Source organism: Lentibacillus songyuanensis (assembly GCF_039548255.1).
GTDB classification, from domain to species: domain Bacteria; phylum Bacillota; class Bacilli; order Bacillales; family Amphibacillaceae; genus Lentibacillus_C; species Lentibacillus_C songyuanensis.
The window spans coordinates 31,578-48,094 of record NZ_JBCLVH010000029.1; the positions used below are offsets into that span (position 1 = coordinate 31,578).

Below are 16,517 nucleotides of genomic sequence, written 5' to 3' on the forward strand. Positions count from 1 at the left end.
ATTTTTCAAGCATATTGATTGTCCCTCAAATGTGGAATACAATCAAGTAATTGCAAACAGATATGATGGTTTTTTCAGACGTTAAAATGAGGGGAGACGGTAAAAAACACCGTCCTTCAACTATTTACACATATGCATTATTGTTGCTTTTTTGCTAATTTATCGCGGTCAACTTGCATCGGTGGTTGTTCCATCCAGCCATGTTTAATTAATAGCTTTGCACCATCAAGCGAATATTTTCCGATTTCTGCAGTTAATCTCACATAATGGGTGGAAATATCTGTTCGTAAACTGGATGCCAGGCTAGTGCCGTAATACCCGATTCCAATTCCAATTATTGAAGCAGTCATAAACATCATTAACTTGTCTGAAAAAGGTGGTACAGTTGACTTTGTCACTTCTGCGTCCCATGTCATAGGAATGGGTAAATCATCCTCTCGTAAAATAGAACCGAAAATTTCAACGTGTTTACTGGCAATTTCCTTCCCACGAATGAAAAAGTTTGTGATCTCTTTTGACTTGGAGACTTGGCTAAAGCCAATAAGTAATGCAATACCTAAAGCGTTACGCTGGATATTGGCGAATAGATTGGCAATTTCAAATGAAAGTATGGGTCTGCGCTTTCCAAACCATCCTTGAAGAAAATCATTCGACTCCACAAAGGTAACCTTATCTTGTGTTGGAATATATGGGGGGCGAATATATAGGCCTTTTGAAAGTAATATTTTATTTGCCATCTTATGCAATTCGTCACTTTCCTGAAGGCATTGGGAATAATAGGCTCGAACATCTTGACGAGTAGAGAGCGATACGGCAACACTGTACGTATTCATGCCTATCATTCCCATTTGTTGGATGTGCATTAACATAAAACTATCTGAAAAAAGACGTGGTGCAGTTTCGTTTACATCTTCATCCGTAAAGCCCTGTGGTACTGCGTTTCCCTCATTTTCAAATAGTTGAACAAGTCTAGAAATATGGGATTGTGATAATTCTAATGCGTGCTGCACTAATTGACGAGTTTGCGTATCTTCAACATGTGATAAGAAATAACGAAATACACAAATGGATAAGGTATCATTTTGGTATGAACCCCACAATTCTGAGAGTTCAGCCGCTGTTAATCTAATGTTGTTATCTGTTTCCATTAAAGTGGATCCTCCATTTTTATTTTATAATAGGTATTGTCTGTTAATGAAGGGATATTTATTACGGGTAATGGGCTACAATTTCCTTGCTGAATATACTTTTCACTTTATAATATCTAGGACATCCGGGTAAAAACATTGACATACCATGTCGTTTTCGTTACGATAAATGGCGAACGGACTCTCTTATTCAGAGCAGGCGGAGGGACAGGCCCGATGAAGCCCGGCAACCATCACGAAGGTGAAAAGGTGCTAATCTGATGCAAGGATATTTCCTTGAACAATAAGAGCGAAAGGCCACAACACCTTTCCTCATAATGCAGGAAAGGCTTTTTTGTTTTTAAGGAGATGTTCAACTTATCCTTTTTACGGATTTGAACATGTATCATAAAATTGATAATGATGAGTTCCGTACCATTAGTAAAGGGAGAGATTTGGCCTATGGCTGCAAATCGACGTTTATTTACATCTGAATCGGTGACAGAAGGACATCCGGACAAAATTTGTGACCAGATTTCAGATGCGATTTTAGATGAAATTGTAACAAACGATCCAAATGCACGCGTTGCCTGTGAAACCACGGTAACGACAGGATTGGTACTTGTTTCCGGAGAGATTACGACTAGTACCTATGTGGATATTCCGGCGATTGTCAGACAAACGATTAAAGATATTGGCTATACGCGGGCAAAATACGGTTTTGACGCGGAAACTTGTGCGGTACTGACTGCTATTGATGAACAATCACCCGATATTGCTGAGGGAGTAGACACCGCATGGGAAGCACGACAAGGGAAAATGTCGGATGAAGAAATTGCGGCAATTGGTGCTGGTGATCAAGGGTTGATGTTCGGATTTGCTTGTGACGAAACCGAAGAACTTATGCCAATGCCAATTGCACTTGCCCATAAGATGGCAAAACGCTTAGCTGATGTCCGTAAAGATGGCACGCTTGATTACCTAAGACCAGACGGGAAAACCCAGGTCACGGTAGAGTATGATGCAGACGATAATCCAGTAAAGGTGGACACGATTGTCGTTTCCACGCAGCATCACCAGGATATTTTGTCCGATCAAATTGAAAAAGATATCATTGAACATGTAATCCGCCCGGTGGTTCCTGCAAATTTATTGGATGAAACAACGAAATACTTTATTAATCCGACTGGCCGATTTGTCATTGGCGGACCTCAAGGGGATGCCGGGCTGACCGGACGGAAGATTATTGTTGACACGTATGGCGGGTATGCTCGCCATGGCGGGGGTGCATTCAGCGGTAAAGATTTTACAAAAGTGGATCGATCGGCAGCGTATGCCGCACGCTATGTTGCAAAGAATATTGTTGCAGCTGGCCTAGCAAAAACATGTGAGGTTCAGCTTGCCTATGCTATCGGTGTTGCAGAACCGGTATCGATTGCGATTAATACCTTCCATACAGGGGTGGTTCGTGAAGAGCAGCTCGTTGCAGCTGTTCGTGAATTGTTTGATCTACGTCCAGCAGGCATTGTACGCATGCTCGACCTGCAACGGCCAATCTTCAAAAATACGGCCGCATATGGACATTTTGGCCGGACTGATATTTTATTCCCGTGGGAGAAAACGGATAAGGTGGAGGAATTGAAGGCATTGGCGGGGAAATAATTTTTAAAATCACGTCCCATCTTTCTAAAAGAGAGGGCGTGATTTTGTTCTCTTTCCTATATCGAAATACTCCACCATTTATGATATACTCTAAAAGGTATTATGACGAAAGCAAGAGAGTGAGGCTAAAGCCATGTGTGGATTTATCGGAATGATTCGTAACAAACCAAGTATGCCGGATGAATCGGTCGTACATGTTTTTGAACAGCAAAACAATCTTATCACCCATCGGGGACCGGATGATGAAGGTTATTTTCATGATGAATATGTTTCTTTTGGGTTTCGACGGTTAAGTATCATTGACATAGACAGTGGACAGCAGCCATTAAGCTATGATGATGAAAAAATCTGGCTGGTGTTTAATGGAGAAATTTATAATTATGTGGAACTGCGGCAAGATTTGTTGCAGGAAGGGTACACATTCGCAACCGAATCCGATACCGAAGTGATTGCCGCTTTATTTGTCAAGCATAAGGAACAAGCGTTTCAGTATTTGCGTGGCATGTTCTCCATCCTGGTATGGGATAAAGAAAATGAAACATTATATGGCGCACGCGACCCGTTTGGGATTAAACCATTATTCTACAAAGAAACCGAAGAGGGTGCGATTTTTGCATCAGAGAAGAAAAGCATCACGGTAATGGAAGAAACCCAAAAAGTGGACAGTGAATCATTACAGCATTATTTAAGTTTTCAATTTGTTCCGGAACCATATACGATGACAACCGGAATTAAAAAGATGGAACCTGGCCATTATTTTGTTAAAAAGCCGGGGCAGCCGATCGCGTTTACACAATATTGGCAGGCAACATTTAACCCTGTCTTGATGGACAAACAGAATTGGATCACGCGCATCCAGGATGTCATGTATGATTCCGTTAAGGTACATATGCGCAGTGATGTACCTGTTGGGTCGTTTTTATCTGGCGGGATTGATTCCACCATAATTGTGGCGATGGCCAGAGAATTTAACCCGAACATTAAAACATTCTCGGTTGGCTTTGAGCGAGAAGGTTTCTCCGAAGTAGATGTAGCCAAAGAAACAGCGGAAAAATTAAACGTGGAAAATATCTCCTACACTATTTCCCCAGAGGAATATGTGGAAAAATTGCCGAAAATCATGTGGCATATGGATGATCCATTAGCCGATCCGGCCTGTGTACCGTTGTATTTCGTTGCAAGAGAAGCACGAAAACATGTGACGGTTGTCCTTTCTGGTGAGGGGTCGGATGAATTGTTCGGGGGCTACAATATTTACCGGGAGCCGGAATCACTGAAGCTGTTTCAATCGATTCCGAAGCCTGCCAAAGACCTGCTTGCTCGAGTAGCGGATGTACTGCCTGAGGGCGTGCGCGGCAAGAGCTTCTTGGAGCGCGGTACGACACCATTGCGCGAACGGTATATCGGAAATGCGAAAATGTTTGAGGATGTGGAGAAACGGCAGTTACTTCAAACCTATCATGACCATTTGACGTATCAACAAATTACTGGAAAGCTATTTGACAATGTGGCAAACGATCCATTGGTCAATCAAATGCAATACATCGATATTCATACGTGGATGCGTGGAGATATTTTACTGAAGGCGGATCGAACGACAATGGCCAATTCATTGGAGTTGCGCGTTCCATTCCTGGATAAAGAGGTCTTTCGTGTTGCCAGTGAAATCCCGGTGAATTTGAAGATTGCCAATGGAACAACCAAGAGCATTTTGCGTGAAGCATCACGCGGGATTATTCCCGATCATGTCCTCGATCGGAAAAAGCTTGGCTTCCCAGTGCCTATTCGCCATTGGTTAAAAAAAGAGCTAAATGGTTGGGCGAAACAGTTGATCCATGAGAGTCAAACCGATCATTTGCTGCATAAGGATTATGTGCTCAATTTACTGGATGCTCACTGTCAAGGCAAGGGAGATTATAGCCGAAAGATCTGGACGGTGCTTATGTTCATGCTGTGGCATCAAATTTTTGTGGAAAACAAATTTGATACGAACGAATTAAGCAAACCGGATCTTGCTGGGCAACCCGTTGCAGTTAGATAGGAAGACGAATGAAATAACACAAACGAAAAAGCAGGCGTTAACGTTACCATATCGTTATCGCCTGCTTTCCCATTTGCTCCCACGCTGCTTTAAAATCATCTATTGGTGCCTTTGTACGACGGTCTAATGGGTCATTGAAATAGATAAAATCCTGATCATAACCAGTTACCAGTACGGAATGCTCCCTCATCGTTACCTTGACAGGACCGTTTGGCGTTTGCCAAGTCATAAATTGCTGTTTGGATAACTTTTTGTAGGTTGCATTAATAATCACTAATACGGGCCGTTCCTGATTTAATTGCTGGATGATTTCATCAAAATCCTGCCCGGTAAAATCCAGCACCCGCTCCCCGGCATAAACGCCTGCAAGCTCTGAAATTGGCTGATGGTACACGCCTAGCCCAGGTGCGGTAAAAGAATACATGTCACCTACAAATCCATCATTTGGGTCCCCAAAATAAATTCCCTTATCTGTTTTCTTGTATGGCGTCGGATCCATCTGAATTTGATCAGCTAGTTTCATTTTATCCACCTTGATGTCATGATAATTTAATAACATCGACAGGCTTGTCACTTCACACCCGCGTGGCAATTCTGGTAATTGATTGATTTGCGGTGCTTTTAAGTGAACTGATTGTTTTATCTTTTTCGATTCTTCGACCTGGGACGTTTTGGCCGCGGCCGGTTCGATCATGGTTTTCGGAAAAAGATTCATGGCAGAAGCAATCAGGTTCGGTTTGTTCTCCTTTATATAGATACCGCCAATCAACAGCGCGGTGCCCGCAAATATGACGCCGTACAACATGAATGACTGTCGGATCCATCGCTTGGAAATCTTGCTCTTGCAGACGATAAAATAGATGGCAAGCATGCAGGAAACGATTGTTAATGCAATGTGCATGGATAGACACTCCTGTTATTATGTTACTGTACTACTACTATCGGCATCATATGCAAAAAATTAAAATTTGAGGCTTACATCTGGATTGCTTTTATAGGATTGCCCTTTTTCAACATACGATTTACGGACACGTTCCATTTCAGCATAATCACTTTCCGTCAGCTTCCGGACTACTTTCGCCGGTCTTCCCAGTGCTAATGAATACGGTGGAATGGTTTTGCCTGGAGGGACCAGGCTTCCGGCACCAATGAATGCGTGTTCACCAATCTCAGCACCATCCAAAATAATCGAGCCCATGCCGATTAATGCATTTTTCCGGATGGTGGCCCCGTGTAATGTTACCTGGTGGCCAATCGTCACATCATCCTCAACAATTGCGGGATTTCCAGGGCTCTGATGGACCATGGACAGGTCTTGAATGCTGACCCGCTTACCAATCTTAGTTGGAGCAATATCGCCGCGGATGACGGTATGGAACCAAATACTTGATTGTTCACCAATGGTTACATCGCCAATAATAGTCGCATCTTTAGCAATAAATACCGTTTTGTCAATCTTAGGGGTTATGTTCTTATAATGACTAATCAATTTTACAAGCCTCCTGTGAATAGAAAAAAGTTGAATTGAATGGAAAAGTGTGATGATATAGGTAGTATAGCAAATTTTTTCAGATAACTGGTGTGGAGACTTTCAGGAATGGGGGAGAAAAGTTGGCAAACCATGTACCACATACTGCGGCGACTTTAATGATTCATGTGTACCGTAAAATATTCCCAGCGGTTAAACGGGAATTAGCCTATTGGACAAAACGGGCGGAACAAATTCCCAATCAAGAGTTGCGCACGCAGGCACTGGCAAGCATTCAATCCAAACGGTTTCATTGTCAGGGTGGGGGAGTGTATGCATTACTGGCTGGCGACAATTGGCAGCAAGCTGTTCGCTTTATCGTTGCCTATCAAACCATTAGCGATTATTTGGATAATTTATGTGACCGCAGCACCTCCATGGATCCTGCCGATTTCCGATTGCTGCATGAAGCGATGTATGATGCATTGACCCCGGGAAATGCGGTGAAAAATTATTATGAACTGCGTGAGGAACAAGATGATGGGGGTTATTTGGCAGATTTGACTCGTACGTGTCAGCAAGTAGCCGACCACATACCTGGATACAGCACCATCTACCAGAAACTGCTTACATTAGAGCGATTATATGGGGATCTTCAAGTGCATAAGCATGTGTCAAAAGAAGAACGAATTCCTCGACTGATTAACTGGTTTACGGAAAAAAAAGACGGTTACGATCAGTTGAGCTGGTATGAATTTTCGGCAGCTGCCGGTTCCACACTTGGGATTTTTTGTTTTATTTCCTATGCGCTTGGAGGGCGTATGACTGAGAAATTAGCCGGGCCTGTTTTTGACAGCTACTTTCCGAATATGCAGGCATTACATATTTTACTTGATTATTATATTGATCAGCAGGAAGATAAGCGAGAAGGGGATTTGAACTTCTGCAGTTACTATCCTACACGAGAAAAAATGAAAGAGCGATTCGTGTACTTTATTGAACAAACAGATCGTTGTGTCCAGTCCCTACCTGATCGAAAATTTCATGAAATGATCCATCATGGGTTGATTGGTCTTTATTTGGCTGATCAAAAGGTGAAAAATTTGGATGGCGGCAATGACATGACAGCGATGCTATTGCAGGTGAGCGGTGGGAGAGCAAAATTTTTTCACTGGAATTCCCGGGCATATCATCGATTATTTTCATAGGAACGATTCAAGGGGGCGTCGCTTGAATCGTTCTTTTTAATAGGAAATATTAGGCATTATTCCACGTGAAATTCTTTAAATATAGAGCATTGATCTGGGAGTACCACACACATCGACCGAAAAGGAGGAATGATCAACCTAAGAGCACGCACATCAACCGAAAAGGAGGAATCATCGACCTAAGAGCACGCATATCGACCGAAAAGGAGGAATGATCAACCTAAGAGCACGCACATCAACCGAAAAGGAGGAATCATCGACCTAAGAGCACGCATATCGACCGAAAAGGAGGAATGATCAACCTAAGAGCACACACATCAACCGAAAAGGAGGAATCATCGACCTAAGAGCACGCACATCAACCGAAAAGGAGAAATCATCGACCTAGGAACGTACACATCAACTGGAGTTCAGAAACGTTATGATTTTGTTATTTTTTCTCAATAGCAACAATAAATGGCGGGTTATTCCGTTGGTTTATAAAACCGTATTGCAATACGTTAAATATTTGTTGATCAAGCGTGGTGACATAATGCATGATGGCATCCTTTTCCTCTGCTCCGCCTGCATGACCATGGTAAATGACGAGAACAATGACTCCCTTCTTTTTCAAAACATGTAACATGGCGCCTATTGCGCGGATGGTGGAGGATCCGCGGGTAATAATCCGCTTATCACTTCCAGGTAGGTAACCTAAATTAAAAATCGCACCACCGATGGAAGCTGGCTTCTCCAAATAGTTTGCTACACGTTCATGGGAATCTTGAATCACGTCTGTATTATGAAGTGTATGTTCCGTTAATTTCTTTTTTGTTGCTCTAATGGCCTGCTCCTGAATATCAAAAGCAAGGACACGGCCATTTTCACCGACTAGCCGGCTGAGAAAGACGGTGTCATTTCCATTGCCGCAAGTCGCATCAATCACAATATCCCCTGGGGTCACTGCTTCTTGTAATAATTGGTGTGAAAATGCAACAACATGCTTCATTTTGATTATCGTTCCTTTCCTAGTAATCGCATCCCCTATTTTATCATAAAACACCCTTGTATTCTTTTTAATATTAGTGTACTATTTAACTAGAACACTAAGACAAAGGGAATGAATAATAATGGATCATGCGATGAAAGGTTTGTTTTTTAAAGAGTGGAAGATGATGAAAGGATTTTTTATTAGTCAGTTCGTTGTGATGGCGTTGCTGCTTATCTTCCCTTCATTCAGTATTTTTTCCTTAAGAGTTGATCAATTACTTGAGTTGATGGTGCTGGGGGTTATAGTGATTCCTGCTGCGTTTTTGTTTAGCCTCAATACGGAGGTCAATCAAATGCAATCGTTCTTGCATAATCCGCATTCTATTCACAAGCTTTTGAGTGTGAAGGGGATGTATAGTCTCTTTTGTGCGGTCAGCGTGCTCTTTGTATTCATTATTCTCATTACAGGATATGAATTCATTTCTCCTGCTTTTTCGATGCCAATTTGGAAAGTGTGGCTTTACATGCTGTCGATGGGCATTAAATTGCTCGTTATTTCCATTTTTGTAGCAGTTATTTTATTGTTTTTATGGACATTGCACCAGATTTGGCGAACGTATATCGGTGGCGGATTAAGTATTGTGCTTGTGGTTGCATTAATGATCGCTGGAAATTGGCTGTTTTCTTTTTTTGTGGAATCAAAAGCCTTTGAAGTGCTTACCCATTGGGGAAAAGTGTTTTCCACTTCTGGGTTCATGATTGGGCCTGGCTATCTCGGTGTGTATGTGTTTTATGGCGTACTTACGATTTTCGTATATGTTGTTTCCGCTTATCTGATTGATCACAAGGTGGAGGCATAAGATGGGGATTGAATTTGACGATAACCGACCGATTTATCAGCAGCTCATGACACGCATTTGCCGGGAAATTATCAGGGGTGAACGTGAATCAGGAGAGAAACTTCCATCTGTCAGAGAATATGCGGTCGATGTGGGGGTCAATGCGAATACCATTCAACGTGTGTATCGCGAACTAGAACAAGAACAAATTGTGGAATCCAGGCGGGGGCAGGGGACCTTTATCACAACCGATAAACAGCGGTTAGTTACATTACGAGAAGCAATGAAACAGGAGTTAATCCAGCAATTTAGCGCGCAAATGCAGGAAATGGGCTACAGTCACGATGAGATGATACATGGAATTGAACAAGAGAGGAAGGAAAAAGCATGATTCGACTGGATAAGGTAAGCAAACGATTTATTGCTTCCAAGGCATTGCAGCCATGTTCGATCACGATGGAAACGGGCAGGATTATCGGGTTGATTGGCGAAAATGGAAGTGGAAAAACAACGATGCTTAAATTGTTAGCTGGTCTATTGCGGCCAACGAAAGGGCAAATTCAGGTTGATGGGCAGCTCGTTAATCGGCGAATAAGCGGAAAACTGGCGTATTTAACAGATCAGGATTATTTTTACCCTTATTTTACGATTGACGATTTGCTGCATTATTATCAACAGCAATTCGATGATTTTGATCGGCAAAAGGCATTAGGCATTGCTCGGTTTATGAAATTAGATCTAAAGCGAAAAATAAAGCATTTGTCAAAAGGGAATCGCGGCCGGGTTAAAATCATGGTGACGCTTGCCCGAAATGCACCGTATATTGTGTTAGATGAACCGTTTTCTGGTTTAGACCCGATGGTACGTAAAGCGATTGTGACCGGGATGATTAAATTCATCGATTTAACCAAGCAAACATTGATTATCAGTACCCATGAACTAAAGGAAGTGGAGCCAATCCTTGATGAGGTTGTTTTATTGCAACATGGGAAAATCGTTGCGCAAAAACGGGTGGAAGATATCCGTGAAGAATTTGGAACCGATGTGGTGGTATGGATGGAACGAATGTATGAGCCCATTTACTGATGGGCACAATTGTACAAACTAGTTATCAACAGAGTATATGTTATAAGCCCAAATTCATCTAACGCATTATTTCTTCAAGATTTAGGTAAGTGTGTAAAGGGAAGTTCCTATAGCGATAAGGGAAATAATTAAAGCTGCCCAAAGCATAACAAAACCTCATTTCTTGATAGCTTAGCGTACGAGTTCACTTGACAAACCAAACAGCATTGCTTAAAATTCGATAATAAGTATGTATTTGTATGATGAATAGCGAAAACAACCGTGCGAAGGAATAGTAGTATAATCATTTAGGTTTAGCGAGACAGTGGGTGGTGCAAACTGTTCCTGAATGTTCTATGAACTCACCTTTAAGTTACAGAATTGAAGGAAGTAGGTTCTGTCGTATAATCTGCGTTAAGGATACAGAGTGAGCGCTAGGATGCAGCGTTAATTTGGGTGGTACCGCGGGAGATCAAAGCTTCTCGTCCCTACATTGGGATGAGTAGCTTTTTTTATCGTCACTGCTGCGTTAAATTGATAAAGTGTTAAAGTAAGGGATTCATTGCCCCAAGAAGGAGGAAGCAAGATGAGTTTTAATCATCGGGAAATCGAAAAGAAATGGCAACAACACTGGCAAGAAAATAAAACATTTAAGGCGGATACATACACTGACAAAGACAAAGTGTACATATTGGATATGTTTCCGTATCCATCCGGAGCAGGGTTGCATGTAGGCCATCCAGAAGGCTATACTGCAACAGACATTCTTTCCCGCATGAAACGAATGCAGGGCAAGGAAGTGCTGCATCCGATGGGATGGGATGCGTTTGGATTGCCGGCTGAACAATATGCATTGGATACAGGAAACAGCCCAGCAGCATTTACCGAACATAATATCAACACATTTCGTCGGCAGATCCAGGAGCTGGGTTTCTCCTATGATTGGGATCGTGAAATCAACACGACCGATCCAACATACTACAAGTGGACACAGTGGATATTTACGAAACTGTATGAAAAAGGTCTGGCCTATATGGATGAAGTTGCCGTGAACTGGTGCCCGGCACTTGGAACTGTTTTGGCTAATGAAGAAGTGATTGATGGGAAAAGTGAGCGCGGGGGACACCCGGTTATTCGTAAACCGATGAAACAGTGGATGCTGAAAATCACCGCATATGCGGATCGGCTGCTGGACGATTTGGAGGAACTGGACTGGTCAGAAAGTATCAAGGATATGCAGCGCAATTGGATTGGGCGGTCAGAAGGTGCGGAAGTGACATTTGCCGTGGATGGCCACGACGAGACAATTACCGTATTTACAACCCGTCCGGATACCTTATTCGGTGCTACATATGCAGTACTTGCTCCTGAACATCCATTGGTGAAAAAAATCGTTACAGCGGAACAACAAGGAGCTGTAAGTAAATATTTGGAAGATGTTCAAACCAAGTCTGATTTGGAACGGACAGATTTGGCTAAGGACAAAAGCGGTGTATTTACTGGTGCCTATGTTATTAATCCGGTTAATAATGAAAAAATGCCGATTTGGGTGGCTGACTATGTCTTGATGTCCTATGGAACCGGCGCGATCATGGCTGTGCCAGCACACGATGAGCGTGACTATGAATTTGCCACGAAATTTGAGCTGCCAATTGTGGAGGTTGTCGCTGGCGGAGATGTTGCAAATGAGGCTTACACAGGTGATGGCAAACATGTCAACTCGGACTTTTTAAACGGGCTCGATAAAGATACAGCGATTACGAAAATGATCGCTTGGCTCGAAGAAAATGAGCGGGGAACGAAAAAAGTGACCTACCGTTTGCGTGATTGGCTATTTTCCCGGCAACGCTACTGGGGTGAGCCGATTCCGATTATTCATTGGGAAGATGGTACCATGACCACTGTACCGGAAGCGGAGTTGCCGCTTGAGCTGCCGGAAATGACTGAAATCAAACCATCTGGAACTGGGGAATCGCCACTGGCCAATAGTGAGAGATGGGTTAATGTTACGGATCCAAAGACAGGGATGAAGGGTCGAAGGGAAACAAATACCATGCCGCAATGGGCCGGAAGCTGCTGGTATTTCCTGCGTTTTGTTGATCCGGATAATCATGAGCAGCTTGCCGATCCGAAAGCATTGGCTGAATGGATGCCGGTTGATGTTTATATCGGTGGGGCAGAACATGCGGTGTTACATTTGCTGTATGCTCGCTTCTGGCATAAATTTTTATATGATATTGGTGTTGTTCCAACGAAGGAGCCATTTTTAAAGCTGTTTAACCAGGGAATGATTCTTGGGGAAGGCAATGAAAAAATGAGCAAGTCGAAGGGAAATGTTGTCAACCCAGATGACATTATTACTTCCCATGGAGCAGACACCTTACGTTTGTATGAAATGTTTATGGGTCCGCTTGATGCAGCGGTAGCGTGGTCTACCAATGGATTAGATGGTGCCCGCCGGTTCCTTGATCGTGTCTGGCGCCTAATTGTAAACGATGATGGGACACTTTCGGGAAAAATCGTGGAAACAACAAACGACACATCGATGGATCGCGTATATCATGAAACGGTGAAAAAGGTAACTGAGGATTTTGAACACTTGCATTTTAACACAGGAATTTCACAAATGATGGTCTTTGTCAACGAAGCCTATAAGGTGAATGAACTGTCAAAAGAATATGTTGAAGGTTTTGTAAAACTTCTTTCTCCTGTGGCCCCGCATATATCGGAGGAATTGTGGAGGAAGCTGGGTCATACCGATACGATCAGCTACGAAGCATGGCCAATTTTTGATGAAGCGAAATTGGTGGAAGATGAAATTGAAGTGGTGCTACAAGTAATGGGAAAAGTTCGGTCCAAAATGAGTGTTGCCAAGGATATTTCCAAGGAGGAACTGGAAAAGCAAGCGCTAGAGGATGAAAAAATTCAAGAATGGGTTCAAGGAAAAACCGTTCGTAAGGTCATTGTTGTTCCAGGTAAATTGGTTAATATCGTTGCTAATTAAATTTTAACAAAGGTGCTGGGGCCGGACGAGGAGCTGCAGGAAACAGGTCAGTTCAGCGTTGTGAGAGGACGTCGCGACCCTAGCTGAACCTTCTCTACTCTGATACGAGCAGAATAAGACCATGATTTTTATACTACTTTACCTTTTAAAAAAGGATCTCCATTTGCGAGATCCTTTTTATCTGTATTTATTTGAAGGCGCCGGATACTGGATAATCATCGATGTTGATTTCCAGTGCATCACCGAGTGCTAATTTGGCTAATTGTGTACCAATGAAAGGTCCCATTGTCAGTCCGGAAGCCCCCAATCCATTCGCTAGGAGTATCCCTTCATATCCAGGCAAGGCACCAATGACAGGCAAAAACCCGGGAGTAAATGGACGAAAGCCAACCCGTGTTTCCAAAACCGTTGCATTTGCTAATCCCGGGTAAATATCCAATGCTTTGGTTAAAATTTCGTTCACTCCTCCTGCTGTAACCCGGTAATCAAAACCCGCCTCATTCTCATGGGTTGCCCCTACAACCAGTCGGCCGTTAGCAAAGGGTACGAGATATTGATCCGTGGGAGGCATGACAACGGGACATGCTTCTGTCTTAAAATCAGGCATCTGTAAATGGATGATTTGTGCTTTCTGGGAGGTGGCCGCAAAATGGACACCAAGAGGCTGTAATAATTGATTCATCCAAACCCCGTTTGTCGCAATAACGGTATCGGCGTAATATGTTTCCCCATTTATGTTAACCCCGGTAATATGTCTTCCCTGGTGAATGAGTTGTGCATTCCCTTTACGAACTATCGCACCGTGTTTTTGGGCACCATTCAGCAAGGCTTGTCGTAATAAACGGCCATTTACCCGGGCGGCCCCACTTACATGAACCGATTGATAGCCATCGTCCAGGAGTGGAAACAGTGTCTGGGTTTGTTTCGTGTTGAGGATAGTAATCACGCCAATTTCTGGGGCATCTTCCCGTCGTTTTACAGCACGTTCTTTCATGGCTAGGATTTTATCTTCATCGCGATGGATGCTGATCGCTCCAACGCGTGCATAGCCTGTTTCTGTTTCCCCATCCTCCGCTAACTGCTCAATCAGATTTGGATAAAATCGGGCACCGCCCCTTGCTAAGCGATACCAAACCTTATTCCGGCGTTGCGACAGCCATGGACAAACGATTCCGGCAGCAGCATCGGTTGCCTGTCCGCGGTCATTACGGTCAATTACTGTCACTTCAGCACCTGTTCTTGCTAGTTGATACGCGGTTGTTGCACCAAGAATCCCCGCGCCGATAATAATAAATTTGCTCATATTTTAATCCTTCTTTTTCTATATTCCTTCTTAAAAGCATTACCAATAGGTGAAGGTACACGTTATTAAATATAGAAAAGAAGCTGCCAGATGTAAACCGATTCGGTATGCTGCAATAAATAATAGAGAATAGAAAGCTGCCGATTATATAAAGTAAAACTTCATTCAGCAGAATGCCTTTTCCTCGCTGTTAATAAGGTACAAAGGCTAAGTTCACAACCTTCTGTTGCAACGTCCTTGTGACCTGCGTCTTGCAGGCCTAAACAAAATCGGACCTTTTACGGACAGTTACTCCCACTTGTCTTTTCTTATTACACCTCAAAATCTTGAAGTGGGTGTCTGACTGCCTGTTAAGGATAAAATAATCCAGTATGAGGTTGCTAACTCTATTTCATGGACTGGGAAGGTTTCCACTCTTGTTTTAATTTAATCCATTTCCCGCTTTCGAAATACCATAAAGCCTCAATTGTTCCAAGTTTATCCTGCCGTGTCATACCACTGACTTGCTGCTGACTTTTTAACCCAAATCCTTTACTTTTACTGATAAATGCCGGTTCCAAATGTGTGATAGAGTCGACCACCAGGTGGGTTTGCTCCATTAGTTTTCCATCTTTATTATATATTCCTTGCTGGATATGTTTTGCGGCATGATGCTCCATGTCAATAATGATTGGGTCCTTGCTTGGATCTAGAAATAAGGCTGCTTTGAAATTTGGCTTGAATTTTCCTGTGATCGTGTAGGATTCAGGCACTTTTATTTTTTCCAGCTGCTCATCTCTTAATGTATTGAATTGATACTGATACATTTCCTTCGATTCATTTTTAGCACTTTGAAAGATGACATCATTAATACCATTATGGTTTAAGTCATTAAATTGAAGGCTTGGTTCGTAACCACCCTCATAGACGATTTTCCATTGTTTTGTTTGCGGACCTTTAATGTCTGCCCATACATTATGGAAGTACATGCTATCCTGGCTAAAACGAATTCCTTTTAATTCAATTTCTTCTTTTTGCCCGTCACCTGTCACGTCTTCCTGATAGGAGGCAATCAGAATTGTTTGCTGATCTTCGGATTGACTTGCCGCCGAAAGCTGTGTTGTATGCACAGATGCAAAACTCGTTGTCAGTAATAGGAGTAGAATAAACCGTTTCATAAAAACTCCCCAATTCATTTATAGTAATAATTCGCTAATGTCTCATTTAGTGTGTGCGAGCTGCGTGCTTGTTATGCATACGACTCATATGCTAAGAGGTAGAGATCATAGAGGGAATCAAGTAATTGCAGGAGTCGGACAAAAATATTTTGTTGTGAAGCGTGCTCAGAGGAATGATTAGATGAAAGGTTGTATCATTTATTACATCCTGAGAAATAGAGTACTCATGGTGCGTAAGCCAGGCAGAAGGATATGATCGCACGTTTTATGTAATGGAATTTGGATTGATGAAATAGTTTTTTTAAAAAAACAGGGTTTATTCTTATGAAAAAAGGGAAAAGAAGTATTGACATTTTTATATGAGGAGCGTAATATAGATTTTGCTGCTGAAAAACCACCAGCTAAAGTAAAAAATGATGATTTTTGTAGTATTGACAATCATTATCATGAATGCTATAATTTTAATGCTGTCGAAAGAATACAGCAATAAGAAATTTTGCTCTTTGAAAACTGAACAAAACAACCAGTATGATAACAGATGTCAGAGGTTAGGTTGGAAATTGAATCGTATGATTTGATGGATGATTTAGACCCTGAAATCAATTTTTGAAGCTAAGACTATTAATAGGATTGATTGGTGTCAATCCTATGACAAACTTTTTTGGAGAGTTTGA

The 16,517-nt window shown here is 42.3% G+C and carries 13 protein-coding genes, 1 riboswitch and 1 other annotated feature; of the genes, 7 read left to right on the plus strand and 6 right to left on the minus strand.

The window, feature by feature from the left end:
- Window positions 1-137: 137 nt before the first annotated feature.
- Complete coding sequence (locus tag WMZ97_RS19540; RefSeq protein ID WP_343273775.1) at window positions 138-1,148, minus strand: DUF3231 family protein; 1,011 nt, start codon at window positions 1,146-1,148, stop codon at window positions 138-140.
- A gap of 183 nt (window positions 1,149-1,331) precedes the next feature.
- A riboswitch (SAM riboswitch) is annotated at window positions 1,332-1,438 on the plus strand.
- 151 nt (window positions 1,439-1,589) lie between these two features.
- Between WMZ97_RS19540 and metK the strand changes: the two genes are divergently transcribed.
- Together metK and asnB are read left to right on the plus strand one after the other, a co-directional pair.
- Window positions 1,590-2,789 carry a methionine adenosyltransferase gene (gene metK, locus WMZ97_RS19545; RefSeq protein ID WP_343273776.1) on the plus strand — a complete coding sequence of 400 codons (1,200 nt, stop codon included), beginning with the start codon at window positions 1,590-1,592 and terminating at the stop codon, window positions 2,787-2,789.
- Window positions 2,790-2,922: 133 nt separating this feature from the next.
- Window positions 2,923-4,830, plus strand: a complete 1,908-nt coding sequence (gene asnB, locus WMZ97_RS19550) for an asparagine synthase (glutamine-hydrolyzing) (RefSeq protein WP_343273777.1) — start codon at window positions 2,923-2,925, stop codon at window positions 4,828-4,830.
- A gap of 43 nt (window positions 4,831-4,873) precedes the next feature.
- Here the strand turns inward: asnB and WMZ97_RS19555 are convergent, their stop codons facing one another.
- Together WMZ97_RS19555 and WMZ97_RS19560 are read right to left on the minus strand one after the other, a co-directional pair.
- Window positions 4,874-5,731: a C39 family peptidase gene (locus tag WMZ97_RS19555; protein WP_343273778.1), complete on the minus strand. Its 858-nt coding sequence runs from the start codon at window positions 5,729-5,731 to the stop codon at window positions 4,874-4,876.
- 60 nt (window positions 5,732-5,791) lie between these two features.
- Window positions 5,792-6,319 (minus strand): gamma carbonic anhydrase, encoded by a 528-nt coding sequence (locus tag WMZ97_RS19560; RefSeq protein WP_343273779.1) that lies wholly within the window; start codon window positions 6,317-6,319, stop codon window positions 5,792-5,794.
- Window positions 6,320-6,441: 122 nt separating this feature from the next.
- Here WMZ97_RS19560 and WMZ97_RS19565 point away from each other — a divergent pair, with 122 nt between their 5' ends.
- On the plus strand, window positions 6,442-7,506 hold the full coding sequence (locus WMZ97_RS19565) for a tetraprenyl-beta-curcumene synthase family protein (RefSeq protein WP_343273780.1): 1,065 nt from the start codon (window positions 6,442-6,444) through the stop codon (window positions 7,504-7,506).
- A 430-nt stretch (window positions 7,507-7,936) separates the two neighbouring features.
- Here WMZ97_RS19565 and WMZ97_RS19570 read toward each other — a convergent pair whose 3' ends face one another.
- Window positions 7,937-8,548: a class I SAM-dependent methyltransferase gene (locus WMZ97_RS19570; protein WP_343273781.1), complete on the minus strand. Its 612-nt coding sequence runs from the start codon at window positions 8,546-8,548 to the stop codon at window positions 7,937-7,939.
- Window positions 8,549-8,615: 67 nt separating this feature from the next.
- Here WMZ97_RS19570 and WMZ97_RS19575 point away from each other — a divergent pair, with 67 nt between their 5' ends.
- From WMZ97_RS19575 to leuS, 4 genes are all read left to right on the plus strand, one after another.
- Complete coding sequence (locus tag WMZ97_RS19575) at window positions 8,616-9,335, plus strand: hypothetical protein (RefSeq protein WP_343273782.1); 720 nt, start codon at window positions 8,616-8,618, stop codon at window positions 9,333-9,335.
- 1 nt (window position 9,336) lies between these two features.
- Window positions 9,337-9,705, plus strand: a complete 369-nt coding sequence (locus WMZ97_RS19580) for a GntR family transcriptional regulator (protein ID WP_343273783.1) — start codon at window positions 9,337-9,339, stop codon at window positions 9,703-9,705.
- Window positions 9,702-10,400, plus strand: a complete 699-nt coding sequence (locus WMZ97_RS19585; RefSeq protein ID WP_343273784.1) for an ABC transporter ATP-binding protein — start codon at window positions 9,702-9,704, stop codon at window positions 10,398-10,400. Before WMZ97_RS19580 ends, WMZ97_RS19585 begins: the two co-directional genes overlap by 4 nt.
- Before the next feature lie 252 nt (window positions 10,401-10,652).
- Window positions 10,653-10,872, plus strand: a binding site (T-box leader).
- A 93-nt stretch (window positions 10,873-10,965) separates the two neighbouring features.
- Window positions 10,966-13,383, plus strand: a complete 2,418-nt coding sequence (gene leuS, locus WMZ97_RS19590) for a leucine--tRNA ligase (protein ID WP_343273785.1) — start codon at window positions 10,966-10,968, stop codon at window positions 13,381-13,383.
- Between the two features lie 187 nt (window positions 13,384-13,570).
- On the opposite strand, the gene WMZ97_RS19595 is transcribed toward leuS, so the two are convergent.
- A complete protein-coding gene (locus WMZ97_RS19595; RefSeq protein WP_343273786.1) occupies window positions 13,571-14,686 on the minus strand; it encodes an NAD(P)/FAD-dependent oxidoreductase in 1,116 nt (371 codons plus the stop codon).
- 386 nt (window positions 14,687-15,072) lie between these two features.
- Complete coding sequence (locus tag WMZ97_RS19600) at window positions 15,073-15,843, minus strand: hypothetical protein (RefSeq protein ID WP_343273787.1); 771 nt, start codon at window positions 15,841-15,843, stop codon at window positions 15,073-15,075.
- Window positions 15,844-16,517 lie beyond the last annotated feature (674 nt).

Coding starts and splice junctions, on each gene's coding strand:
- WMZ97_RS19540 (WP_343273775.1), bottom strand. CDS start 1,148: ATGGAAACAGATAACAACATTAGATTAACAGCGGCTGAACTCTCAGAA.
- metK (WP_343273776.1), top strand. CDS start 1,590: ATGGCTGCAAATCGACGTTTATTTACATCTGAATCGGTGACAGAAGGA.
- asnB (WP_343273777.1), top strand. CDS start 2,923: ATGTGTGGATTTATCGGAATGATTCGTAACAAACCAAGTATGCCGGAT.
- WMZ97_RS19555 (WP_343273778.1), bottom strand. CDS start 5,731: ATGCACATTGCATTAACAATCGTTTCCTGCATGCTTGCCATCTATTTT.
- WMZ97_RS19575 (WP_343273782.1), top strand. CDS start 8,616: ATGGATCATGCGATGAAAGGTTTGTTTTTTAAAGAGTGGAAGATGATG.
- WMZ97_RS19580 (WP_343273783.1), top strand. CDS start 9,337: ATGGGGATTGAATTTGACGATAACCGACCGATTTATCAGCAGCTCATG.
- WMZ97_RS19585 (WP_343273784.1), top strand. CDS start 9,702: ATGATTCGACTGGATAAGGTAAGCAAACGATTTATTGCTTCCAAGGCA.
- leuS (WP_343273785.1), top strand. CDS start 10,966: ATGAGTTTTAATCATCGGGAAATCGAAAAGAAATGGCAACAACACTGG.
- WMZ97_RS19595 (WP_343273786.1), bottom strand. CDS start 14,686: ATGAGCAAATTTATTATTATCGGCGCGGGGATTCTTGGTGCAACAACC.
- WMZ97_RS19600 (WP_343273787.1), bottom strand. CDS start 15,843: ATGAAACGGTTTATTCTACTCCTATTACTGACAACGAGTTTTGCATCT.